Raw genomic sequence first — 22,234 nt, forward strand, 5'->3', positions numbered from 1 at the left:
AGATAGAATCCGCTATTCTGCGTCGTCTTACAACCCACCTTGTGCGCAGTGTAAGCCAGGCGAAACGGGCGTTATCGATTAAGGAAATCGCTAACCTGTTGAAAGAAAAGTTAATATTAATCTTAAATCCATAAGACAATGCTAATTGTTTCGGCGATGTCTCACAGAGCGTGTAAGAGATCTCTCACACGCCCAGTAGCATCATGGATTACAGAAGCGGCTCAAGGCGGGTGAGGAAATCCGCAAGTGAAGGCGCGAGAACGTCGCGATTGCGGGTGCCGAGCGTCTCTTTAATCACCTCGCCAGAGAGGTTGCAGACAGAAATGACGTCCAGTTCACTGTCGAGCGTCGCAATAAAGAGAGTCGGAGAGAGCTTAAGGCGTTTTTGCGTGACCAGGTGACCAATGAGGTTTTCCTGAACGCGCTGAAGATCGTCTTCGCTCCAGGTTTGCAGCAGCGTCAGCGGCTGTCGTGCAAAGCATGCCGTCATATCCCCGGCAAACTGCGTGGTATAAAACGCATGAAGCGCAGGTTGTACCACAATGTCCATGGCGCGTTCAACCGCATTTACGTTCTGCTCGCCCGCGAACGGTTTCGGTTGCCAGAGTACGTAATCATCCTGCGAAGCGATAATGCACGGTGACGGCACGCCATATAATTCAGTGCTTTGCGGCCACATCCCCCGCTTTTCATGCCAGGCATCGCAATAGCGGGTCGTGAAGCTCGTCAGGGCATTTGCAGTTTCGATATCCACCGATTTCTCTCTTCTTGTAAGACAGGATAAACTCAGCCCCTAAGTGTACCTGTAAAGTGGCTATGAAACATGTCTTACGAAAATCATCAGGCGTTAACGGGCTTAACGCTGGGTAAATCGACCGATTACCGCGACACCTACGACGCAAGCCTGCTTCAGGGCGTGCCGCGCAGCCTGAACCGCGATCCGCTTGGCCTTCACGCCGATGCGCTGCCGTTTGTTGGCGGCGATATCTGGACGCTGTATGAACTCTCCTGGCTGAACGCGCGCGGGCTGCCGCAGGTGGCCGTGGGCCACGTTGAGCTGGACTACGCCAGCGTGAACCTGGTCGAGTCAAAAAGCTTTAAGCTCTATCTCAACAGCTTCAACCAGACCCGATTCAACAGCTGGGACGAGGTTCAGCAAACGCTGGAGCGGGATTTAGCCGCCTGCGCGCAGGGGAACGTATCCGTCTCGTTATACCGTCTGCACGAGCTGGAAGGACAGCCCATTGCCCATTTCCACGGCACCTGCATCGACGACCAGGATATTGAGATAGAGAGCTACGAATTCAGCGCCGACTACCTCGAGAACGCGGCGAGCGGAAAGCGTGTGGACGAGACGCTGGTCAGCCACCTTCTCAAATCCAACTGCCTCATTACCCACCAGCCGGACTGGGGCTCCGTTCAGATTCAGTATCGCGGCCCGAAAATTGACCGGGAAAAGCTGCTGCGTTACCTGGTGTCGTTCCGCCACCACAACGAATTCCACGAGCAGTGCGTGGAACGCATCTTCAATGACATCCAGCGTTTCTGCCAGCCTGAAAAGCTGAGCGTTTATGCCCGCTATACCCGTCGTGGGGGTCTGGATATCAACCCGTGGCGCACCAATACCGATTTTGTGCCTGCCACCGGACGGCTGGTACGCCAGTAAGATAAATATTTTCACAATATGCGGGCGGTATTCCGCCCGAAGTGTTGTGAAACGTCATAAGCCAGGGCTATTGTAATCAACAGGGAAAGACGATAATCGTCCCATAAGGAGCTCACTTGATTACACATATTAGCCCGCTTGGCTCTATGGATATGTTGTCGCAGCTGGAAGTGGACATGCTTAAACGCACCGCCAGTAGCGACCTTTATCAACTGTTTCGTAACTGTTCACTTGCCGTACTGAACTCCGGAAGCCTGACCGACAACAGTAAAGAGCTGCTGTCCCGCTTCGAAAGTTTTGATATCAACGTGCTGCGCCGCGAGCGCGGCGTGAAGCTGGAAGTGATCAACCCGCCGGAGGAGGCTTTTGTCGACGGGCGTATTATTCGCTCACTTCAGGCCAACCTGTTTGCCGTGCTGCGCGATATTCTGTTTGTTAACGGACAGATCAGCAACGCCGGTCGTTTCCAGCATCTTGATCTGGAAAGCTCCGTTCATATCACCAACCTGGTCTTTTCCATTCTGCGTAACGCCCGTGCCCTGCACGTGGGCGAGGCGCCGAACATGGTCGTCTGCTGGGGCGGTCACTCCATTAACGAAACCGAATACCTGTACGCCCGCCGCGTGGGGACTCAGCTTGGCCTGCGCGAGCTGAACATCTGTACCGGCTGCGGCCCTGGCGCGATGGAAGCGCCGATGAAAGGTGCGGCAGTAGGACACGCGCAGCAACGCTATAAAGATGGTCGCTTTATCGGCATGACCGAGCCGTCGATTATCGCCGCTGAGCCGCCTAACCCGCTGGTTAACGAACTGATTATTATGCCGGATATCGAAAAGCGTCTTGAGGCGTTTGTCCGTATCGCGCACGGCATCATCATCTTCCCGGGCGGCGTAGGCACGGCGGAAGAGCTGCTTTATCTGCTGGGGATCCTGATGAACCCGGCCAACAAAGACCAGGTTCTGCCGCTGATCCTGACCGGCCCGAAAGAGAGCGCCGACTACTTCCGCATGCTGGACGAGTTTATCGTGCATACGCTGGGTGAAGACGCGCGCCGTCACTACCGCATTATCATTGACGATGCCGCAGAAGTGGCCCGTCAGATGAAAAAAGCGATGCCGCTGGTGAAAGAGAACCGTCGTGATACCGGGGATGCCTACAGCTTTAACTGGTCCATTCGTATCGCACCGGATCTCCAGATCCCCTTCGAGCCGTCGCATGAGAACATGGCGAACCTGAAACTCTATCCGGATCAGCCGGTGGAAGTGCTGGCTGCCGACCTGCGTCGCGCCTTCTCCGGCATTGTGGCGGGGAACGTGAAAGAGGTGGGGATCCGCGCGATTGAAGAGTTCGGGCCGTATAAGATCCACGGTGACCCGGAGATGATGCGCCGTATGGATGACATGTTGCAGGGCTTTGTCGCCCAGCACCGCATGAAGCTTCCAGGCTCCGCCTATATTCCGTGTTACGAAATCATCAAGTAAAGCGTCATTTCCTTCCACTCAAGCCGGATCGTCATCCGGCTTTTTTATTAGTGATGCAATTCATAGCGCTCTTAAATGTTATTAGCAAATCTGACGCCCGCGCAAACGATTACCTGGTTTCTGAAACCGTAAATAATCAGCCTTAATCAAAATTACCCGCCAGAAAATACTAAAATCCCATTTCTTTACAGCGAAAGACACCTATCTCGCGGGCCAGCCTTTTCTAAAACATGTTGTTAATGGTAGCCTTCGCGCCCGTAAATTCTCTTTGATGTTTTTTTAACAGATAATTGGTCTAAAGATGCCCACATCATAAGTGGATTATTGCATTTGGGATCGCGATCACTGATAGATTCATAACTAGAATGTATCTTTCCGCCCGCCAATAGTTACGGGCAAAAATTATTAAAAAACCGTCACTGAACGAATTTCATATTACCGTCAGGCACTTTTTCATCGGATTTGACTAAAAACCTGACAATTTGCTTCCTCCAGGAGATACAGATGGAAACCACTCAAACCAGCACCGTTGCTTCGATTGATTCCCGAAGCGGTTGGCGCAAAACGGATACCATGTGGATGCTTGGCCTTTACGGCACGGCAATCGGCGCTGGTGTACTGTTCCTTCCTATCAACGCGGGCGTCGGCGGTCTGATCCCGCTGATCATCATGGCAATCATCGCTTTCCCGATGACCTTCTTTGCACACCGCGGCCTGACCCGCTTCGTGCTGTCCGGTAAAAACCCGGGCGAAGACATCACTGAAGTTGTTGAAGAACACTTCGGCGTCGGCGCAGGTAAGCTGATTACCCTGCTCTACTTCTTTGCGATTTACCCGATTCTGCTGGTTTATAGCGTCGCTATCACCAACACCGTTGAAAGCTTCATGATGCATCAGCTTCAGATGACCCCGCCGCCGCGCGCGATCCTCTCCCTGATCCTGATTGTTGGTATGATGACCATCGTGCGCTTCGGCGAGCAGATGATTGTGAAAGCGATGACCGTGCTGGTATTCCCGTTTGTTGCGGCCCTGATGGTGCTGGCGCTGTACCTGATCCCACAGTGGAACGGTGCTGCCCTGGAAACCCTGTCTCTGAGCAGCGCATCCGCGACCGGTAACGGCCTGCTGCTGACCCTGTGGCTGGCAATCCCGGTAATGGTGTTCTCCTTCAACCACTCACCAATTATCTCCTCCTTCGCGGTAGCGAAGCGTGAAGAGTACGGCGACGGCGCAGAGAAGAAGTGCTCCAGCATCCTGGCTCGCGCGCACATCATGATGGTACTGACCGTAATGTTCTTCGTGTTCAGCTGCGTGCTGAGCCTCTCCCCGGCGGATCTGGCGGCGGCGAAAGAGCAGAACATCTCTATTCTGTCTTACCTGGCAAACCACTTTAACGCACCGCTGATTGCATGGATGGCACCGATTATCGCGATTATCGCCATCACCAAATCCTTCCTGGGCCACTACCTGGGCGCACGTGAAGGCTTCAACGGTATGGTGATTAAATCTTTGCGCGGTAAGGGCAAGAGCATTGAAATCAACCGTCTGAACAAAATCACCGCGCTGTTCATGCTGGTGACCACCTGGGCGGTAGCTACCCTGAACCCAAGCATTCTGGGCATGATTGAAACCCTGGGCGGCCCGATTATCGCGATGATCCTGTTCCTGATGCCGATGTACGCGATTCAGAAAGTGCCTGCGATGCGCAAATACAGCGGCCATATCAGCAACGTCTTCGTTGTTGTGATGGGTCTGATTGCCATCTCCGCTATTTTCTACTCGCTGTTCAGCTAATACCTCCTGCGCCGTCTGCGGACGGCGCACTCCTCCCCTCTGACTGAAGCAATGGACGCATCATGATTAGCGTATTCGATATCTTCAAAATCGGTATTGGTCCTTCCAGCTCTCACACCGTCGGACCAATGAAAGCCGGTAAACAATTCACGGATGACTTGATTGCACGCGGCATTTTGCACGACATCACCCGCGTGGTTGTCGATGTATACGGTTCCCTTTCCCTGACCGGTAAAGGCCACCATACCGATATTGCCATTATCATGGGCCTGGCGGGTAACCTGCCGGATACCGTTGATATTGACTCCATTCCTGGCTTTATCCAGGACGTAAACACCCACGGTCGTTTGCTGCTGGCCAACGGCGAGCATGAGGTTGAATTCCCGGTTGACCACTGCATGAATTTCCATGCGGATAACCTGTCGCTGCACGAGAACGGCATGCGCATTACCGCGCTGGTCGGCGATAAAGCGGTTTACAGCCAGACGTATTACTCCATCGGCGGCGGGTTTATCGTCGACGAAGACCATTTTGGTCAAACCAACGGTTCCGCCGTTGAGGTGCCGTACCCGTACAAAAACGCGGCCGATTTACAGCGTCACTGCCAGGAGACGGGGCTCTCTCTCTCCGGCCTGATGATGAAAAACGAGCTGGCCCTGCACAGCAAAGAGGAGCTGGAACAGCACTTCGCTAACGTCTGGGAAGTTATGCGCAGCGGTATTGAGCGCGGGATCACCACCGAAGGCGTACTGCCGGGTAAACTGCGCGTTCCGCGTCGTGCGGCTGCGCTGCGCCGCATGCTGGTCAGCACCGACAAAACCACCACCGATCCGATGGCCGTCGTCGACTGGATCAACATGTTCGCGCTGGCGGTGAACGAAGAGAACGCTGCGGGTGGCCGCGTGGTGACTGCGCCAACCAACGGCGCGTGCGGGATTGTTCCGGCGGTACTGGCGTATTACGACAAGTTTATCCGCGAAGTGAACGCAAACTCACTGGCGCGCTATATGCTGGTTGCCAGTGCGATTGGCTCTCTGTACAAGATGAACGCCTCCATTTCCGGTGCGGAAGTGGGCTGTCAGGGTGAAGTGGGCGTAGCCTGTTCTATGGCGGCGGCGGGTCTGGCTGAACTGCTGGGCGCAAGCCCTGCGCAGGTCTGTATTGCTGCGGAAATCGGCATGGAGCATAACCTGGGGCTGACCTGCGACCCGGTCGGCGGACAGGTACAGGTACCGTGCATCGAGCGTAACGCGATTGCCTCCGTGAAGGCGGTGAACGCGGCACGTATGGCGCTGCGCCGCACCAGCGAACCGCGCGTCTGTCTCGATAAGGTTATCGAAACCATGTACGAAACCGGTAAAGACATGAACGCCAAATACCGCGAAACCTCCCGCGGTGGCCTGGCGATGAAGATCGTCACCTGCGATTAAGCCGATCAGGAAGCCTCGTTTTGCGAGGCTTCTTCCTGTTTTCCCTCAAGCTATTCGTTTCCCCCTGCCGACAGTGATACCCTTTATCCATTAGCTTTAAGGGAGAATATCTGTGGCAGTTCATTTACTTATCGTCGACGCGCTCAACCTGATACGCCGGATCCATGCGGTACAGGGCACCCCCTGCAAGGACACCTGCCTGCACGCGCTGGAGCAGCTTATTCGCCACAGCGAGCCGACGCACGTCGTGGCCGTGTTTGACGACGAAGCGCGCAACAGCGGCTGGCGGCATCAGCGTCTTCCTGACTACAAGGCCGGACGCGCGCCGATGCCGGACGATCTGCACGCCGAAATGCCCGTTATTCGCGCCGCCTTTGAACAGCGCGGCGTTCCCTGCTGGGGCGCGCACGGCAACGAGGCTGACGATCTGGCCGCAACGCTGGCGGTGAAAGTCGCGAGTGCCGGGCATCAGGCGACCATCGTTTCAACCGACAAAGGCTACTGCCAGCTGCTCTCTCCCACGATCCGCATCCGCGACTATTTCCAGAAACGCTGGCTGGACGCGCCCTTTATTGCCGGGGAGTTTGGCGTCTCGCCGGAACAGCTGCCTGACTACTGGGGGCTGGCGGGAATTAGCAGCTCCAAAGTACCGGGCGTCGCCGGCATTGGACCAAAAAGTGCCGCACAGCTGCTGACAGAGTTTCAAAACCTGGAGGGCATTTACGCCCGGCTGGATGAGGTACCGGAAAAGTGGCGCAAGAAGCTGGAGGCACACAAAGAGATGGCGTTTATCTGCCGCGAGGTGGCGACGCTACAGACGGATTTACAGCTGGACGGGAATTTACAGCAGTTAAGGTTAGAGCGTTAAAACGATTCACGGTTTTGTAGGCCCGGTAAGCGTAGCGCCACCGGGCATTACAGACGTTATCGCTCGTCGCGACGCCCGCCCACGGCCGCCCACCAGCGTCGAATGTGCACCGTCACTTCTTCACGATCGTGGTACAGCTGTCGTGCCTGGATTTCCGCGTTAATGCCATGTTCGTCCAGCTGCTGCTGAATATAGGCCAGGTTCTGCGACACCTCTTCGTAGCGCTTTTTCATCGGCAGCTTGAGGTTGAAAATCGTCTCACGACACCAGCCGTTTACCAGCCAGGAGGCCATCAGCGCCGCGACTTTCGCCGGTTTTTCTACCATGTCGCACACCATCCAGGAGATGTTGTTGCGGTTCGGGCGATAGCGGAAACCGTCCTCGCGCAGCCAGGTGACCTGCCCGGTATCCATCAGGCTTTGCGCCATTGGGCCGTTATCCACAGATGAAACCCACATGTTGCGTTTCACCAGCTGATAGGTCCAGCCGCCAGGGCACGCCCCGAGATCGACCGCATACATGCCGTTTGCCAGGCGTTCGTCCCACTCGTCGGCCGGGATAAAGACGTGGAACGCCTCTTCCAGCTTCAGGGTTGAACGGCTCGGCGCGTCCGCCGGGAAGCGCAGACGCGGGATCCCCATAAAGAACGGCGAGTTGTTGGTGGTATACGAGTAGCCTGCGTAGCAACACCCTGGCGCAATAAAGAAGATATGCACGACCGGACGCTTTGGCGTTTCGTAGTTTGTCAGCACGCCCGCATCGCGCAGCGCCGCGCGCAGCGGCACGGTGAACTTGCGGCAGAACTTCATCAGCTCTTTGCTTTCGTTGGTGTCGGCCACTTCCACGCGTAAATCGCCGCCCTTCTCCACCACGCCTTGTAGCATGCCCACAATCGGCGTGATGCGATCGTCCGGCGGGAGATCTTTCAGCAGTTCGCCCGCGACAAACATCTGGCGGGCGAAAATCAGCGAGCTGAACGGCAGCTCGCGCGCCAGCTTGTCGGCATCATCAGGCTGATAGCATTCAAATACCACATAGCCCGCGTTCTCTTTGACGCGAGCAAATCCGAAGACTTCACGCTTCCCCGCTTTATCGGTGATTTCCGCGGCGCACTCTTTCTCAAACCCCGGGCGACAATATAAAACAACCTTATTCATGAACAACGCCCTTGCGTTTCAGACGGATAGCTCCGATAAACATTAATACCCACCCCGCCAGGAAGCTGACACCGCCGACAGGTGTAACAAACGCCCACAGGCGTAAATGCGACAGCGCCAGGCAGTAGAGGCTGCCGCTGAACAGTACGGTACCCAGCGCCAGAAAGACGCTGCTCCAGTAGAACCAGATGCTGATACGGCGTTGCATCGCTACTGCCAGCCCAAATATTGCCAGCGTGTGGAACGCCTGATATTCAAGGCCGGTCTGGATCCAGCCCATCTCCACAACGCCCAGAGATTTGCTTAACACATGCGCGCCAAACGCGCCCAGAGCTACAAAAATAAAGCCACTTACCGCGGCGAAAATCAGCATGAATCGGCTGGTCATGTTTAAGTCCTGAATTAATGCGTGCCCGGCACACAAACGTTATTGTTCATACCTGAAGCGGAATTTTTCTTGCTCGCTTGCCGCTTTCGCCAGTATCCACTGCCGGAAAGCGGCTATTTTACCCAGTTCTGCCTGACTGTCATGACAAACCAGATAAAATGCATTCTTGCTGACCAGAACATCGTTAAACGGGCAAACCAGACGGCCTGCCTCAATTTCAGACTGGGCCATCACGTTGTTTGCCAACGCCACGCCCTGCCCGTGAATGGCAGCCTGTAGCACCATCGCGCTGTGGCTAAAAATGGGCCCCTGCTGCACGTTTATATGATTAAGACCTAACTGACGGGTATAAGTTTGCCAGTCGCGACGCGACGCATCATGCAAAAGCGTATGTTTCGCCAGATCGGCGGGCGTTTTGAGCGCCTTGTCCCCCGTCAGCAGCAGCGGCGAACAGACCGGCAGCAGATATTCTGCGTATAATTTCTCTACACGCAAGCCCGGCCAGTTGCCGCGACCGTAAAAAATCGCCACGTCCACATCATCTGCCAGCTTGTCTTCCTGACGGTCAACGGCCTGGATTCGGACATCGATTCCCGGATAAGTTGAGTTAAAGCTTGAGAGTCGCGGCACTAGCCATTGAATGGCAAAACTGGGCAATAAACTGACAGTCAGGGCACCTTTTGCGCTCCGGGCCTGAAGCTTGCGGGTGGCTTCCGTCAGCTGGGAAAAAATCTCTTTAATATCCTGAAAATAGCTCTGCCCCTCTTCAGTCAACAGCAAGGATCGGTTGCGGCGACGGAACAGCTTAAGCCCCAGAAAATCCTCCAGAGACTTGATTTGATGACTTACTGCGGCCTGTGTCACAAAAAGCTCATCGGCTGCGCGGGTGAAGCTGAGGTGGCGTGCTGCGGCATCAAAAACACGTAATGCATTAAGGGGTGGCAATCGCTTGGACATGGTTATCTGGCTTAGATGTTAACAGGATTTAACATATAGGAAACAACGTTTAACCTATTAGTTTTTTTTATCTGAGCCATTATAATTTGTCCGTTGAGGAACTACCAGCAAATACCTATAGTGGCGGCACTTCCTGAGCCGGAACGAAAAGTTTTTTTGGAATGCGTGTTCTGAAGGGCTTTTGGCTTACGGTTGTGATGTTGTGTTGTTGTGTTTGCAATTGGTCTGCGATTCAGACCACGGTAGCAACGCTACCAATTTTTCACTTCCTGTACATTTACCCTGTCTGTCCATAGTGATTAATGTAGCACCGCCAACTTGCGGTGCTTTTTTTTCGCTTATCTTGCTATTAATGCTCGATTTCTTTCATCTCTTTCACGTCACTGCGGTTGATCTGCTGTTTGTTCCCGTTAGCATCTTTGTATGAAATCATCCCGGTATCATTATCGGTTGTCGGTTTCCCTTCAGAGACGATAGATCGACCATCGTTGGTATGCATTACATAGTTATTACCAGAACAGGCGCTCAGGGCAAAGGTCAACGCACAGGCAGAAATGATTGCAGCTGTCTTTTTCATGATTATCTCCTTTAGCAATTAATGCTATTCAAACCTCGATTTATAACAGGCTAAAACATCCGCCTAACACTATTTAGCATAACCTGCTTTTTCAGACTCGCCAGGATAAGCAGACAAATCTGATAGATATCAACTTCCTTGCCCTGTCGATAAATTTGCGCGACGATCGAAGAATCGATATGAGGAATTCCATGAACGCTTTCAGTCCTGCGCAGTTTCGCGCACAGTTTCCCGCGCTGGCCGATGCCGGTATTTATCTTGATAGCGCCGCCACGGCCCTTAAGCCGCAGGCGGTGATTGAGGCAACCCGCCAGTTTTACAGCCTGAGCGCCGGGAACGTGCACCGCAGCCAGTATGCCGAAGCGCAGCGCCTGACGGCGCAATACGAAGCCGCACGGGATCAGGTCGCGCGCCTGATCAATGCCGACAGCGGTGAGAGCATCGTCTGGACGCGCGGTACCACCGAGGCCATTAACATGGTGGCGCAATGCTACGCGCGTCCGTTGTTGCAGGCCGGAGATGAAATCATCGTCAGCGAGGCAGAGCACCACGCCAACCTGGTGCCGTGGCTGATGGTGGCTGAACAAACCGGGGCGCGCGTTGTAAAGCTCCCGCTGGGTGCAGACCTTCTGCCGGACGTGGCGCGTCTGCCGGAGCTGATAACGCCGCGAAGCCGTATTCTGGCGCTGGGGCAGATGTCCAACGTCACCGGCGGCTGCCCGGATCTGGCGCGCGCCATTAAAATTGCCCATGCCAGCGGCGTGGTGGTGATGGTCGACGGCGCGCAGGGAGTGGTGCATTTCCCGGCTGACGTTCAGGCGCTGGATATCGATTTCTATGCGTTCTCCGGGCACAAGCTGTACGGGCCAACCGGTATCGGCGCGCTGTACGGTAAATCTGAACTGCTGGCCCGGATGACGCCGTGGCTCGGCGGCGGCAAGATGATTACCGAAGTGACCTTTGACGGCTTTAAAACTCAGGATGTACCTTACCGCCTGGAAGCCGGTACGCCGAACGTGGCCGGGGTTATCGGCCTCAGCGCGGCGCTCGAATGGCTTACAGAAACGGACGTGGTTCAGGCTGAAAGCTGGAGCCGGGGCCTGGCGACGCTGGCGGAAGAAGAGCTTAAAAAACGCCCGGGGTTTCGCTCGTTCCGCGTACAGGACTCCAGCCTGCTCGCCTTTGACTTCGCGGGCGTACACCATAGCGACATGGTGACGCTGCTTGCCGGGTACGGCATTGCCCTGCGTGCCGGACAGCACTGCGCCCAGCCGCTGCTGGCAGCCATGGGCGTGAGCGGCACCCTGCGCGCCTCGTTTGCACCGTACAACACAAAAAGCGATGTCGACGCGCTGGTTTCCGCCGTCGACCGCGCCCTGGAATTACTGGTGGATTAATGACACATGCAGCCTTAGCCGGGCACCCGTTCGGCACCGTTATCACTGAAGAGACGTTGAAACAGACCTTCGCCCCGCTCACGCAGTGGGAGGATAAATACCGTCAGCTGATCCTGCTGGGTAAACAGCTTCCCACCCTGTCAGACGATCTGAAGTCACAGGCGAAGGAGATCGCAGGCTGCGAGAACCGCGTCTGGCTTGGGTTTAGCGTATCCGGTGAGAAGCTGCATTTCTTCGGCGACAGCGAGGGACGCATTGTTCGCGGCCTGCTGGCGGTGCTGCTGACCGCCGTCGAAGGGAAACGCGCCGCAGATCTGCTGGCGCATTCTCCGCTGGCGCTGTTTGATGAGCTGGGACTTCGCGCGCAGCTTAGCGCCTCGCGCGGTCAGGGGTTGATCGCGCTCAACGACGCGGTGCTGGCTGCCGCACGTCAGGCCTGAGCCTGACGTTCCGCCTTCGCCATCATCTTCTTCAGGGCGTGAGAGACCGCCACAAAGCCGAAGGAGGCGGTCACCATGGTGGCCGCACCGAACCCAGAGGCGCAGTCCATCCGCTTCGGCCCTTCCGCCGTGCTTTTCATCGCACAGACCGAACCATCCGCCTGCGGATAAACCAGCGCTTCGGTGGAGAACACGCAGTCCACGCCCAGCTTGCCTTTGCTGTTCTTCACCACGTTGAAGTCGCTTTTTAGGCGCTCGCGCAGCTTAGCGGCCAGCGGATCCTGAATGGTTTTCGCCAGGTCAGCCACCTGGATCTGAGTCGGATCGATTTGTCCGCCTGCCCCGCCGGTGGTCACCAGCGGCACCTTATAGCGACGGCAGTAAGCGATCAGCGCCGCTTTCGGGCGCACGCTGTCGATGGCGTCAATGACGTAGCTGTAGCCTTTGCTCATGTACTCCGCGACGTTATCTGCCGTCACAAAGTCGTCAATCACCGTTACGCGGCACTCCGGGTTGATCAGACGAATACGATCCGCCATCACCTCAGACTTCGCCAGACCGACGTTATCACGCAGGGCGTGGATCTGACGGTTAGTGTTAGTGACGCAGACGTCATCCATATCAATCAACGTAATTGCGCCAATGCCGGTTCTCGCCAGCGCTTCTGCCGCCCACGAACCCACACCCCCAATGCCCACCACGCAGACATGCGCATCCGCGAACAGTTGCAGGGCTTTTTCACCATATAACCGTGCCGTGCCGCCGAAACGCTGGCGCCAGGCATCGCTGATTACCACAGACATAAAACCTCAGATGTAAAAAGGGTGAGGTATTCCTCACCCTGAACCGTAATCCGTCTTGCGCTCAGAATACCACAATCAGCCGCTGAATACGTTTCCGGTACCCGGCGCAGTCTTCAGCACCCACACGCGTCCGTAGTGGTTATACCAGCCTGCACGGTGCCCGGCATCCGGGCCGATGCCCTGGTAAATATCGAAGTGCTGGCCTTTTATCGCCCCGCCCACGTCCAGCGCCACCATCAGGCGCAGCTCATACTTGCCGTTGAACTTGCCGTTGTTGTCGAGGAGAGGCACTTCCGCCAGCAGCGTGGTGCCCGCCGGGATAATCGAACGATCCGAGGCCACCGAGGCGCGGCCAATCAGCGGTACGGCGCTCGCCCCTTTCACCGGCGCAAAGTTCTGCGGCTTGAAGAAAACAAACGATGGGTTCTGCTCAAGCAGTTCACGCACTTCCGCTTCGCTGTGCTTTTCGCCCCACTCGCGGATCGCCTGCATCGACATGTCTTCTCGTTTTACTTCACCACGGTCGATGAGCACCTTACCGATGCTGCGGTAGGCATGGCCGTTTTTCCCGGCGTAGCTAAAGAAGTTCAGCGGCGAACCGTCGCCAAAATCAATATAACCGCTGCCCTGCACGTCCATGATGAAGTTATCCATCAGCGAGTTGCTGTAGGCTAGCACGTAATTTTCGCTAAGCGCGCCGGCGTAGATCTCGGCGCGAGACGGCAGACGACCGCGTTTTGGCGGCATACGGTAAATCGGATACTGGAATTCGCCCTGACGCGTGTGTCGCGCCTGGACAACCGGCGTGTAGTAGCCGGTAAACTGGACGTTACCGTAGTTATCGGCCCCTTCCATCTGCCAGGCATCAATACCAAACTGGCGCATATTGCGCGTATCACCGCCCGCCTTCAGCCAGTCCTGTACGGCACTATAAACGTTGTTCTGTGCGCCATACAGGCGCGGCGACGCTTTGCGGATCTGGTACACCTGCTCGGAGAAATCCCCGGCATTGATTGGAGCACCCACGGCATCGGGCTGGTTAACTAAAGAGAAAGGCTGGGATAACTTCCCGTCTTTATACTGTTGACCGCGATCGGTCGGTTTGGAAGAGCAGGCCGCAAGAATCGCTACCATTGCGCCTGTCATCAGATACTTCGCCCAACGTCCTTTCATTATATCTCGTCTTTTAGTTGCCCATTTCCGCGTGATGAAGATAACAAACCCACCGTATGAATGAAATGCAATCGCCTTCCCTTTGGCAAATTCTGGACAAAAAATAGTCCAAAGTGGCTATTCCCGTTCATTTTGCATACAAAATAATGAATTATGCGAAAAAGGGGTTGCATCACAAACCTATCCGAGTATAGTGCGCTTCCACGGACGCGGGGTGGAGCAGCCTGGTAGCTCGTCGGGCTCATAACCCGAAGGTCGTCGGTTCAAATCCGGCCCCCGCAACCAATTAAAATTTGATGAAGTATCTTCTACGACTGTAGAAGTTTTTGCGAAGTAGTTCGAATCACAGCAAGGCGACGACGCAGTGAATCCTTAGGAACTTACTCCAGTAAGTGACTGAGGTGAACGAGGAAAGTCAACGCAGATGTGGTTTGAAATACGAAGCAAAAAGACGGACGCGGGGTGGAGCAGCCTGGTAGCTCGTCGGGCTCATAACCCGAAGGTCGTCGGTTCAAATCCGGCCCCCGCAACCAATCAAATTTGAAGAAGTAAATTTCTACAAGTGTAGAAAGACGGACGCGGGGTGGAGCAGCCTGGTAGCTCGTCGGGCTCATAACCCGAAGGTCGTCGGTTCAAATCCGGCCCCCGCAACCAATTTATTGTTTTAAGGCGTCCGTATAAGGCCTTAGAAAACAAGAAACCGCAAAGCCATCAACGGCTTGCGGTTTTTTTTTCGTCCGTTGATATTTCACAGTGGATCGGGAAACGGAAAAAATGGGTGGATAAATGAGTAAATCGTTCAGGAAGAACTTCTTTAATAAACCATATTTAAGTTACTTGCGGAAGGAACCGCCTGATTTCAGTAAAATACAGCCCTCTCACCTTTGTGAAAACAGCCTCAGGGCTTGCCTTATCAAGGAATTTTCATGGCTGTCTTTACACCAGTCCACTTTCCTCGACAGAAGTCCATAACGCAAATCTCGCCACAAAACCCTATTATCTATTTGATGATCGTGGTCTGTGCTTACAGATCAAACCCAATTGCAATAAATTCTAGCGTTGTCACTATACCCGTCCGTTCACAAAAATACCGACAGAAATCAGTCTAGGGCGGTATCCCACATTATTTCTTACGGATGCCCGTAAAGAGCATCAGAAATTGTAGACGCTGCTGGCAAAAGGAATTGATCCCAGAGAGCTGGAAAAGCAAGCTGAAAATCGGGTTAAACACAATGATGAAGCACGTTCCCGTGTTATGGCCGAGAAATGGCACAACACTAAAAAGGAAGCGTCACTGAAAAACACAAAAAAATCTGGTCGTCACTGGGAAAAATGAGTTCCCGTCCATTATAGATATTCCAGTTAGTTATACTAAGTCGCCCTTTACCTTTACCCGACCTTTTACCTTTTGCTAGCGTAATTATCAGCAAAATATTGTCATGCTGCATCAGAATCCTGTTAACAGGTTATACCTTTCGTAATTACCATTATTGAGAGGAAACCGTTCGAAAACATATAAAAAGCCCGAAATTAATAGAAAATCATCAAAAGCTATCTGGAGCAATAATTTTAGATGAAAACCGACAGATAACCAAATTTTTCAAGTTAACGGCTATCAGTCAGTATCCCTTCGCCTGTAGACCTGCACCACGTACCGCCCGCCCCCGTCACAATGTCCCAAATCCATCTCAGTCATCTACAGCGCTTTCTTCTTACAAAACCCCTTTTCCAGATAATGACGGATCGCATCATGTCCATGCATAGCGCAACGAGTGCGGGGAATAAACGCCCTTTAACCCGAAACGTAATGTATGACTGTGCCAGTATTTCATGGCGATTTTCAAGTCCGGCTTATTTATCAGCCTGCCGTGGCGATCTTCTGCCACAACCAGCGTTTTTCTGACAGCGAAAGCATCCAGAATAATTGTCTCTTGAGGCCGCCCGCCTTTGGTGCCGAATACCACGGTCAACCGGGTATCACCGCGCTCCAGCGCTAACCGCTTCATTTGCCGCTCCAGAATTCCCATATTTTCCCCTTTTCATGAATGCCGCAAGCTCATCCCCAAAACCCAACACTGATACAGCTTTCCCCGGCGCGTAGGCCGATAGCCCCTGTTTTTTTGTCGGGGCTACGAACGATACCTGAGCGCCGGGGCGACAGCCGTTGAGGTGTGGTAGGGCTTCGGTTGTGCTCTCTGAGCAGCCGCCCGCCTTAGCGGGTTATCCCCCGGAGCGTCCTAATCCCCCTCCGGTATCGGTTCATGTTCTCCTTATCGGTCAAATGGCCTGAAAAGGCGGTGTCAGGAACCAGCCGTGAGCTGGCGCAGTTAAGTTTTCTGGTACAGGTAGAAAGGGCTACGTGCGTCACTTTCCCGCTCAGCGCGGTTAAAGTGACGCACGGGTCTGGCACAGTGTTTTTAAAATCGCAGGCTGGTGCAGTTTTACGGCCACTCGGCAGCAAAGCCTGACTGAAATGCAGGCCGCGGCCCGTAAGGTAAATGGCACTGGTTGTTAGCAGGTATAGCTATGGCAGCAGATATCTGGCAAGGAAGAATAACATCAGCAAACTGGCGCAGTGAAAGGGTGTATTGGGTGTAAATTTTAACCTCTGCCGCAGTATCTGCGGCCCGGCATTTTTGCAGAGGCCCTGCCGGTAAGGCGACCATCCTGATTCATCAGGCGCTTCTTTCAGGTCATAAAGCGTTGGGCGTTGTCAACGACAGCATGGGGCAGGAGGGAGACTACGCATGTGCCGATGGTGCAGAAAGGAAAAACCGTTTTTGCGTCAAAAATAATTTTTGCGAGCCTGCACTGTCGCGCTTCGCTTGCCTTCTCCCGAGCTTCTGACAGCAAACCCATCAGAAGATCGTGAGAGATGATTTAATCATTTTCAGGCTTACGGTAGCGGGAAGACCGTGCAATCCCTAACGCTTCAGCGATCAACCTCTCACCTTTGGGCCTGTGTCTTATCAGCACGTTTGTCAGCGTGGAGGATGCCAGCCCGGCCTTGCGGGAAACAGCGGACAGCGACGTTCCGCGCTTTTTCAGTGCCGCGATAATGTCGGCAGAATGCCAGTCCGGCTGCATCATGCCGCCACCCCGTCAATAAATTTTACGCGGTCAGTGGTACGCGACCAGCGCGGTAGCTAAAGAAGAAAAACAAACTCAACGGAACTTCCTCTTTAAAGAGAGATTGTATTACACTAATTACAACTGTTAATATTATTTAAATTAATTATTCAGAATATTTTCATTCACACAATAACTTTTCATCTGACACTATTTATGAAGTATGGTATCAAAAAATAAACGTTTAAGATAGTCTATATAAACATCATCACTTTATTATTTTCACGCTTTATGAATATTAAAAAACCATTCACCTTACATATAAGACAATCTGCAAAACCCTAAATAAACATCATCCAAAATAAACGCAAACCCAACATTCATCACAAAAACCAAAATAAAAATCATTAAAATAGCCATACCCCGCTACATTTCAACAGGAGAAACTCTTTTCGTAAGAGTCATGCAAACACGAATGTTAACACTAGTTATGCAGAAGGGTATTCCTTGCCCCCTAAGAATTTGCAAAATTCTACACTGTAGCAAACGATGTTCCGAGTATCTTTCTTGATTTAGACTAAGGTCATAAAATGGAATTCAGAAACCTGACGCCATTTTCCGTCAGTCATTACAAAATGCTGGATAAATTGGATCATGAATCTCACGTAGTCATAATGAAAGTGGGATTTCAACTGGTAAAAGTAGCAGAAGGACAATATCTGGCAGAAATTATTGACAAAGAGCCGTTACCACTTTGTATTCAGGATGAGTACAAAGGTCGGGTGAATAACTCTATGGTTCTGCAAGAAAGCGATTTAGCGCCATATAAGCCAGCCTGTGATGTCATAATAAACGCCATAGCCTATGCTCCAGGAGCGAAACCATGTATCAATTTCTCTGTGGGAGTAAAGTTAAACTCGGCGGAGGGGGAGACGTTATTGAACAAGCGCCTATGTGTTACCGGAGAACGCCAGCTTATACGAAAGCCCGGCGGAACATGGTATTTCAGTGAACCAGTATCGTTTACCTCTCTACCATTAGACTATCGTTTTGCTTTTGGAGGTGAATGTGTCATATATCCTGAAAATGTTAAAGCAGCAAAACGCATCCCGTCCAACTATCGACTCACAGAAACACAACTTGCCCAGCATCCTGAGCATGAACATCGCCCTATAGCGCACGAAGTATGTACCACAAATCCGCTGGGAATGGGCTATTCAACCCCTTGGTATCTTTCCGCTACAGAGAAACAATCTGTTATCGCTCCCCAAATAATGAATGCTTTATATCCACTACAGGCAGAGCATTTTCAGCAATTGTTTGAAGGCCATGCAGAACAGAGCAGCCCAGAATATCAACCTGCCGGATTTAGTATTATCTGCCGCAGTTGGCAGCCCCGTCTGACGCGAGCCGGGACTTATGACCAGACATGGCTGGAAACACGCCATCCATATCTGCCTGATGATTTTGATTTTGGCTACTGGAACTGTGCTCCAGAAGACCAGCAAATCCCTTTTCCATCATCTGGTCTGGAAATAGAATTAACAAACCTGACAACGGAGGGATTTCTGAAGACCGAATTACCTCATCATCAGGCTCTATTGTTATTACGGATGGAAAGTGGCCTGCTTCTGCCCAAAATGATGTTATTGGATACACTGTTAATTGACACAGAAAACATGACTATCGCCACTACCTGGCGCTGTCTGGTCAGTACCACAATGCCTATAAGAATGCTGGAGGCTCGCTATGAAATGGAGCCGGACAAATTAAAGGAGAAATTTTTACTGCACAGAGAGATTGCACATGGCTGAAAATTATATCGCCCGGAAGAATGGTCAGTGGCAGGTAATAAGCATTTTACCGGATGTCTGCAAAACGCCAATGGGCCCCTTGATACCACCCGTACCTTACGCAGTGATGTCTGAACTGAATAATGCCGCCAGAATTGTGCCTTCTGTGCGGGTAAACGGAGGAGCATTGGTTGTTTTTGAGCAGAGTTTTGTACCATCCACCCTTGGTGATGAAGCAGGAACAGCAACCGGTATAAAAAGTGGTACGACAGGAAGCCAGTGTGTCCCAAAAGAACACAGTAAATCGGTGCGTTCGGGTGGGAAACCAATACTGCGCCACGATGACGAATTCTGGATGAACAGCGGGAATACCGTAGGGAAGATTACCGGTCAGCCCCCCCTGGCAAGTCATTCCGCAACAGAAGCAAACCCACCGCCAATACCAGAAACGCAGGATGAGCAATCTTTATGGGACACCATTAAAGATTTTCTAACAACAAAATACGATAAAGTGCCGGATAACTTTGGCCGTGGCGCGTGGCTGGCTGCCGGAGCGTTGAAGAACGGTAATGTAGATTCTTATGAAAGTATGGCAAGAGCTGCAGGGCCGGAGACCTTACGGGGATTTGAATCCACCTATGGCAACGGAGTCGTTCAGGTTATCAGCACTGTTGGCTACCCTGGCCTGATTAACGCTGCTTCCGGCATCAGGCGGACTACCAGCGCAATTAAAGAGGCAAGACAACTTTCCAAAAAGAAAACTATCCCAGAAAAACAACAAAAAGACGGCGGAGGAAAGTCTAAAGGAAAGAATAAAGATGATAAGAAAGGCCCCTGTTTGATAGGCTCTTATGCAACACTGCAATGCCCACCAGGCAATGACAAACATCATATCGTCCCTGATTACACACTCAGAAAAGGAACCCGCCCCGAGGCGATAAAAAACCAGAAGCGTATTCAGGGAATGCCCACGCTTGCTGAAGGTATGAGCATTTGCCTGAACAAGCTGGAAGATCAGAGAACCGGGCGCAAGGAGCATAAAGATGCGCACGATGTCGATCCAAAGATTGCTGCTATCGGCCTGCTATCCCCTGTTCCCGGTACAGTGAGTCTTTCAGATGTATTATACGAAAGTATTTTTGCTGTATCAAAAGTCAAACCAGAATGTAAATTACAGATCACGGCCGTAGTGGAAGCTCAGTTTGCTATGGTAGATGGCGATACCCTACTTCGCTCCACCCATTCATTACCCAAACCAGAAGCCATTGCTGTACTGGGTACCATTGCGCGTTAATCGGAGAGAAATAATGATTATTGATAAGTTTATTGAACTGACCTGTGGACGGTTTGTTGATGGTAGAACCATTGCCCTGACATCTACAGAGGGGGGATTGGAATATGGCGTTAAGCACGCCGAAATAAACATCTGGAGCAGTGATGAGGCAAAACCTGTATTCGAGTCCACGACTATCAAAGCCAGTGTTGAACAGTGTATTCACTATAAATCTGAACGGGATAACTTTAATGGCATATGCGTATTATCGTCGGCAGCAGCAGATTCTGTAGTATTTTTCATTCAGAATGGTAAAGCACGTAAAGAAACAATTAAAAAACTACTGGATAAACCAATAGCGACCTGTATGCATGCACTGACTGTTATCGATGGAATGCTCTATACCTGTGGTGATGACGGAACCGTATTCCGAAGGGAAGAGAAAAGTAAATGGGTACCCGTTGATGCGGGTGTCAGGCCGACGATGAGTTCCTTCGATGCCTCAATCCTAATGCGTAAATTTGTAAAAGAAAAAAAGAAAGCTGGTCAGACAGAACCGCATCCCCTAATTGAATGGATGGATACAGAACAATATAAATACACTGACGGACGCAATCTTTACGCCATCAACGGGCGCAGCCAAAATGATATTTATGCTTGCGGCAGCATTGATACTCCCAAAGGCAAAGTTGGCATTCTCTATCATTACGATGGTAATAAGTGGAGTAAATTGGATATCCCTGAAACAAACACACTGTGCTCTATATTTGTTGATGATAATCGTATACTAGTCGGTGGATATGACGGCCACTTATTAGAAAGTCAGGATGGTTATAATTTCAAAGATGTTAGTAAGCCTGATGATTTAATGATAATTAATGAATTTGCCAAATATCATGACACACTATATCTAGGAACAAGTGACGGATTATTTCAGTATAAAAACGGTGAGATATCCACTCCAAACATTACAGCCGACATAGCGCTTATTGACAATGAAATACTCACTGAGTCGCTGAATATTGATATTCATGATGCCTATTTACTTCTGGTTGGACGTTTTTCCTCATATCGCTATTGCTTTACAACCCGTCAGTGCGAATTATTAATCAGATTTACTGGGCGAGGAGAAGAAAATGATGAATAACGATCATAATAAATTAAAAGCAGATTTGATGAAGCCATTTTATTTTTTGGTAGATGCTATTCGTACTCGTATTGGTTATAGAAATATTAACCAATGGGTTAACGAGTTGGAAATATACTTTCATATCGATAAACACAGCCTATTGCCAATGCTGATAATGAAAGAACATTCTTATCATATCCAACATACTGGGTTGACGCTTACGTTTTCACATCCTCATGCTGTCTATACAGCAGAAGGTGATCCTGATCGTTGGATACTCCGGAAATGTGAGTTTCTTTTTAGTTCGCCCATTCATCCAGTTTGGACTGATCAACCTCCATATGGTCTCGACATTGCGAAAGAAACACCTGATAGCATATCTTTTAAACTAAGTAATGACTCAACAGAACTCAATGACCAACTGACTCAATCTTATTATTTAATGATGAGCATGTTGTAGCTGTTACATGGTTGCCAGCAATGAAAGGAATAGAAAAAATCATAGTATTAAAATTAGGAACTGATAGTGATTTTATATTTATGATCAACAAAGAACCTTAAACACACACTAAATTATGTAAACTTCCACCATTACATATGAATTACGTTCATATCAAGGGTGGTCGCTCTAGCGATCACCAAGCCAAGCGTATTAAGTATCAAAACCATAATAACCTTTAGTACAGGAAACATTGCATGCCTTAATTCATTTCACCCTTAATAATTACTGTATAAATGGTAAAAACGGCCTCTTGACTTACAGGGGGGGGGTATGTATAAAAACAGAATTTTCTCAAACAAAATAATTTTACCATCTATCCTGACAAATGAAGTATTCT

The 22,234-nt window shown here is 51.5% G+C and carries 19 protein-coding genes, 3 tRNA genes and 1 pseudogene; 14 read left to right on the plus strand and 9 right to left on the minus strand.

Annotation, left to right across the window (positions count from 1 at the left end):
• Positions 1-208: 208 nt before the first annotated feature.
• Positions 209-754 carry a SecY-interacting protein gene (gene syd, locus DBR02_RS05250; RefSeq protein ID WP_107533632.1) on the minus strand — a complete coding sequence of 182 codons (546 nt, stop codon included), beginning with the start codon at positions 752-754 and terminating at the stop codon, positions 209-211.
• Between the two features lie 69 nt (positions 755-823).
• Between syd and queF the strand changes: the two genes are divergently transcribed.
• From queF to xni, 5 genes are all read left to right on the plus strand, one after another.
• Complete coding sequence (queF, locus tag DBR02_RS05255; protein ID WP_107533633.1) at positions 824-1,666, plus strand: NADPH-dependent 7-cyano-7-deazaguanine reductase QueF; 843 nt, start codon at positions 824-826, stop codon at positions 1,664-1,666.
• 116 nt (positions 1,667-1,782) lie between these two features.
• Positions 1,783-3,147 (plus strand): nucleotide 5'-monophosphate nucleosidase PpnN, encoded by a 1,365-nt coding sequence (gene ppnN / locus DBR02_RS05260; protein WP_107533634.1) that lies wholly within the window; start codon positions 1,783-1,785, stop codon positions 3,145-3,147.
• Between the two features lie 504 nt (positions 3,148-3,651).
• Positions 3,652-4,941: an HAAAP family serine/threonine permease gene (locus tag DBR02_RS05265; RefSeq protein ID WP_107533635.1), complete on the plus strand. Its 1,290-nt coding sequence runs from the start codon at positions 3,652-3,654 to the stop codon at positions 4,939-4,941.
• 62 nt (positions 4,942-5,003) lie between these two features.
• Positions 5,004-6,371 (plus strand): L-serine ammonia-lyase, encoded by a 1,368-nt coding sequence (locus DBR02_RS05270; RefSeq protein ID WP_022649219.1) that lies wholly within the window; start codon positions 5,004-5,006, stop codon positions 6,369-6,371.
• Between the two features lie 112 nt (positions 6,372-6,483).
• A complete protein-coding gene (gene xni / locus DBR02_RS05275) occupies positions 6,484-7,239 on the plus strand; it encodes a flap endonuclease Xni (protein WP_107533636.1) in 756 nt (251 codons plus the stop codon).
• 56 nt (positions 7,240-7,295) lie between these two features.
• Here the strand turns inward: xni and rlmM are convergent, their stop codons facing one another.
• The 4 genes from rlmM to DBR02_RS05295 form a co-directional block, all read right to left on the minus strand.
• Positions 7,296-8,396, minus strand: coding sequence for a 23S rRNA (cytidine(2498)-2'-O)-methyltransferase RlmM (rlmM, locus tag DBR02_RS05280; protein ID WP_063451919.1), 1,101 nt, complete (start codon positions 8,394-8,396; stop codon positions 7,296-7,298).
• Positions 8,389-8,784 carry a DUF423 domain-containing protein gene (locus DBR02_RS05285; protein WP_003862756.1) on the minus strand — a complete coding sequence of 132 codons (396 nt, stop codon included), beginning with the start codon at positions 8,782-8,784 and terminating at the stop codon, positions 8,389-8,391. Before DBR02_RS05285 ends, rlmM begins: the two co-directional genes overlap by 8 nt.
• 39 nt (positions 8,785-8,823) lie before the next feature.
• A complete protein-coding gene (gcvA, locus tag DBR02_RS05290; RefSeq protein WP_063869307.1) occupies positions 8,824-9,741 on the minus strand; it encodes a glycine cleavage system transcriptional regulator GcvA in 918 nt (305 codons plus the stop codon).
• Positions 9,742-10,090: 349 nt separating this feature from the next.
• The gene (locus DBR02_RS05295; protein WP_015571738.1) at positions 10,091-10,318 is read right to left on the minus strand and encodes a YgdI/YgdR family lipoprotein; all 228 of its coding nucleotides are present in this window, start codon (positions 10,316-10,318) and stop codon (positions 10,091-10,093) included.
• A 191-nt stretch (positions 10,319-10,509) separates the two neighbouring features.
• On the opposite strand from DBR02_RS05295, the gene csdA reads away from it, so the two are divergent.
• Positions 10,510-11,715, plus strand: coding sequence for a cysteine desulfurase CsdA (gene csdA, locus DBR02_RS05300; RefSeq protein WP_107533637.1), 1,206 nt, complete (start codon positions 10,510-10,512; stop codon positions 11,713-11,715).
• The gene (gene csdE / locus DBR02_RS05305; RefSeq protein ID WP_107533638.1) at positions 11,715-12,155 is read left to right on the plus strand and encodes a cysteine desulfurase sulfur acceptor subunit CsdE; all 441 of its coding nucleotides are present in this window, start codon (positions 11,715-11,717) and stop codon (positions 12,153-12,155) included. The genes csdA and csdE overlap by 1 nt, the downstream gene beginning before the upstream one ends.
• On the opposite strand, the gene tcdA is transcribed toward csdE, so the two are convergent.
• Both tcdA and mltA read right to left on the minus strand, forming a co-directional pair.
• Positions 12,146-12,958, minus strand: coding sequence for a tRNA cyclic N6-threonylcarbamoyladenosine(37) synthase TcdA (gene tcdA / locus DBR02_RS05310; protein WP_107533639.1), 813 nt, complete (start codon positions 12,956-12,958; stop codon positions 12,146-12,148). The genes csdE and tcdA overlap by 10 nt on opposite strands.
• 75 nt (positions 12,959-13,033) lie before the next feature.
• Complete coding sequence (mltA, locus tag DBR02_RS05315) at positions 13,034-14,131, minus strand: murein transglycosylase A (RefSeq protein ID WP_063451923.1); 1,098 nt, start codon at positions 14,129-14,131, stop codon at positions 13,034-13,036.
• 208 nt (positions 14,132-14,339) lie between these two features.
• Here mltA and DBR02_RS05320 point away from each other — a divergent pair.
• From DBR02_RS05320 to DBR02_RS05330, 3 genes are all read left to right on the plus strand, one after another.
• Positions 14,340-14,416: transfer RNA gene (locus DBR02_RS05320), tRNA-Met, on the plus strand.
• 171 nt (positions 14,417-14,587) lie between these two features.
• Positions 14,588-14,664, plus strand: a tRNA-Met gene (locus DBR02_RS05325).
• Between the two features lie 44 nt (positions 14,665-14,708).
• A tRNA-Met gene (locus DBR02_RS05330) sits at positions 14,709-14,785 on the plus strand.
• Positions 14,786-15,746: 961 nt separating this feature from the next.
• On the opposite strand, the pseudogene DBR02_RS05335 reads toward DBR02_RS05330, so the two are convergent.
• Positions 15,747-16,125, minus strand: a pseudogene (locus DBR02_RS05335) (integrase domain-containing protein); the annotation flags it as partial.
• Positions 16,126-17,011: 886 nt separating this feature from the next.
• Positions 17,012-17,221, minus strand: coding sequence for a helix-turn-helix domain-containing protein (locus tag DBR02_RS05345; RefSeq protein ID WP_107533640.1), 210 nt, complete (start codon positions 17,219-17,221; stop codon positions 17,012-17,014).
• 569 nt (positions 17,222-17,790) lie between these two features.
• On the opposite strand from DBR02_RS05345, the gene DBR02_RS05350 reads away from it, so the two are divergent.
• The 4 genes from DBR02_RS05350 to DBR02_RS05365 are packed head-to-tail and all read left to right on the plus strand — an operon-like array spanning position 17,791 to position 21,855.
• Positions 17,791-19,014, plus strand: coding sequence for a DUF2169 family type VI secretion system accessory protein (locus DBR02_RS05350; protein ID WP_107533641.1), 1,224 nt, complete (start codon positions 17,791-17,793; stop codon positions 19,012-19,014).
• Complete coding sequence (locus DBR02_RS05355; protein WP_107533642.1) at positions 19,007-20,287, plus strand: DUF4150 domain-containing protein; 1,281 nt, start codon at positions 19,007-19,009, stop codon at positions 20,285-20,287. Before DBR02_RS05350 ends, DBR02_RS05355 begins: the two co-directional genes overlap by 8 nt.
• Before the next feature lie 13 nt (positions 20,288-20,300).
• Positions 20,301-21,413: a hypothetical protein gene (locus DBR02_RS05360; RefSeq protein ID WP_107533643.1), complete on the plus strand. Its 1,113-nt coding sequence runs from the start codon at positions 20,301-20,303 to the stop codon at positions 21,411-21,413.
• Positions 21,403-21,855, plus strand: a complete 453-nt coding sequence (locus DBR02_RS05365; protein ID WP_107533644.1) for a hypothetical protein — start codon at positions 21,403-21,405, stop codon at positions 21,853-21,855. The genes DBR02_RS05360 and DBR02_RS05365 overlap by 11 nt, the downstream gene beginning before the upstream one ends.
• Positions 21,856-22,234: the final 379 nt, after the last annotated feature.

The sequence above is a fragment of the Enterobacter cloacae complex sp. genome (assembly GCF_900322725.1).
In the GTDB taxonomy this organism is placed as follows: domain Bacteria; phylum Pseudomonadota; class Gammaproteobacteria; order Enterobacterales; family Enterobacteriaceae; genus Enterobacter; species Enterobacter quasihormaechei.

Coding starts and splice junctions, on each gene's coding strand:
- gcvA (WP_063869307.1), bottom strand. CDS start 9,741: ATGTCCAAGCGATTGCCACCCCTTAATGCATTACGTGTTTTTGATGCC.
- tcdA (WP_107533639.1), bottom strand. CDS start 12,958: ATGTCTGTGGTAATCAGCGATGCCTGGCGCCAGCGTTTCGGCGGCACG.
- rlmM (WP_063451919.1), bottom strand. CDS start 8,396: ATGAATAAGGTTGTTTTATATTGTCGCCCGGGGTTTGAGAAAGAGTGC.
- DBR02_RS05365 (WP_107533644.1), top strand. CDS start 21,403: ATGATGAATAACGATCATAATAAATTAAAAGCAGATTTGATGAAGCCA.
- mltA (WP_063451923.1), bottom strand. CDS start 14,131: ATGAAAGGACGTTGGGCGAAGTATCTGATGACAGGCGCAATGGTAGCG.
- DBR02_RS05270 (WP_022649219.1), top strand. CDS start 5,004: ATGATTAGCGTATTCGATATCTTCAAAATCGGTATTGGTCCTTCCAGC.
- DBR02_RS05355 (WP_107533642.1), top strand. CDS start 19,007: ATGGCTGAAAATTATATCGCCCGGAAGAATGGTCAGTGGCAGGTAATA.
- DBR02_RS05265 (WP_107533635.1), top strand. CDS start 3,652: ATGGAAACCACTCAAACCAGCACCGTTGCTTCGATTGATTCCCGAAGC.
- DBR02_RS05350 (WP_107533641.1), top strand. CDS start 17,791: ATGGAATTCAGAAACCTGACGCCATTTTCCGTCAGTCATTACAAAATG.
- queF (WP_107533633.1), top strand. CDS start 824: ATGTCTTACGAAAATCATCAGGCGTTAACGGGCTTAACGCTGGGTAAA.
- csdA (WP_107533637.1), top strand. CDS start 10,510: ATGAACGCTTTCAGTCCTGCGCAGTTTCGCGCACAGTTTCCCGCGCTG.
- DBR02_RS05295 (WP_015571738.1), bottom strand. CDS start 10,318: ATGAAAAAGACAGCTGCAATCATTTCTGCCTGTGCGTTGACCTTTGCC.
- DBR02_RS05360 (WP_107533643.1), top strand. CDS start 20,301: ATGATTATTGATAAGTTTATTGAACTGACCTGTGGACGGTTTGTTGAT.
- DBR02_RS05285 (WP_003862756.1), bottom strand. CDS start 8,784: ATGACCAGCCGATTCATGCTGATTTTCGCCGCGGTAAGTGGCTTTATT.
- DBR02_RS05345 (WP_107533640.1), bottom strand. CDS start 17,221: ATGATGCAGCCGGACTGGCATTCTGCCGACATTATCGCGGCACTGAAA.
- csdE (WP_107533638.1), top strand. CDS start 11,715: ATGACACATGCAGCCTTAGCCGGGCACCCGTTCGGCACCGTTATCACT.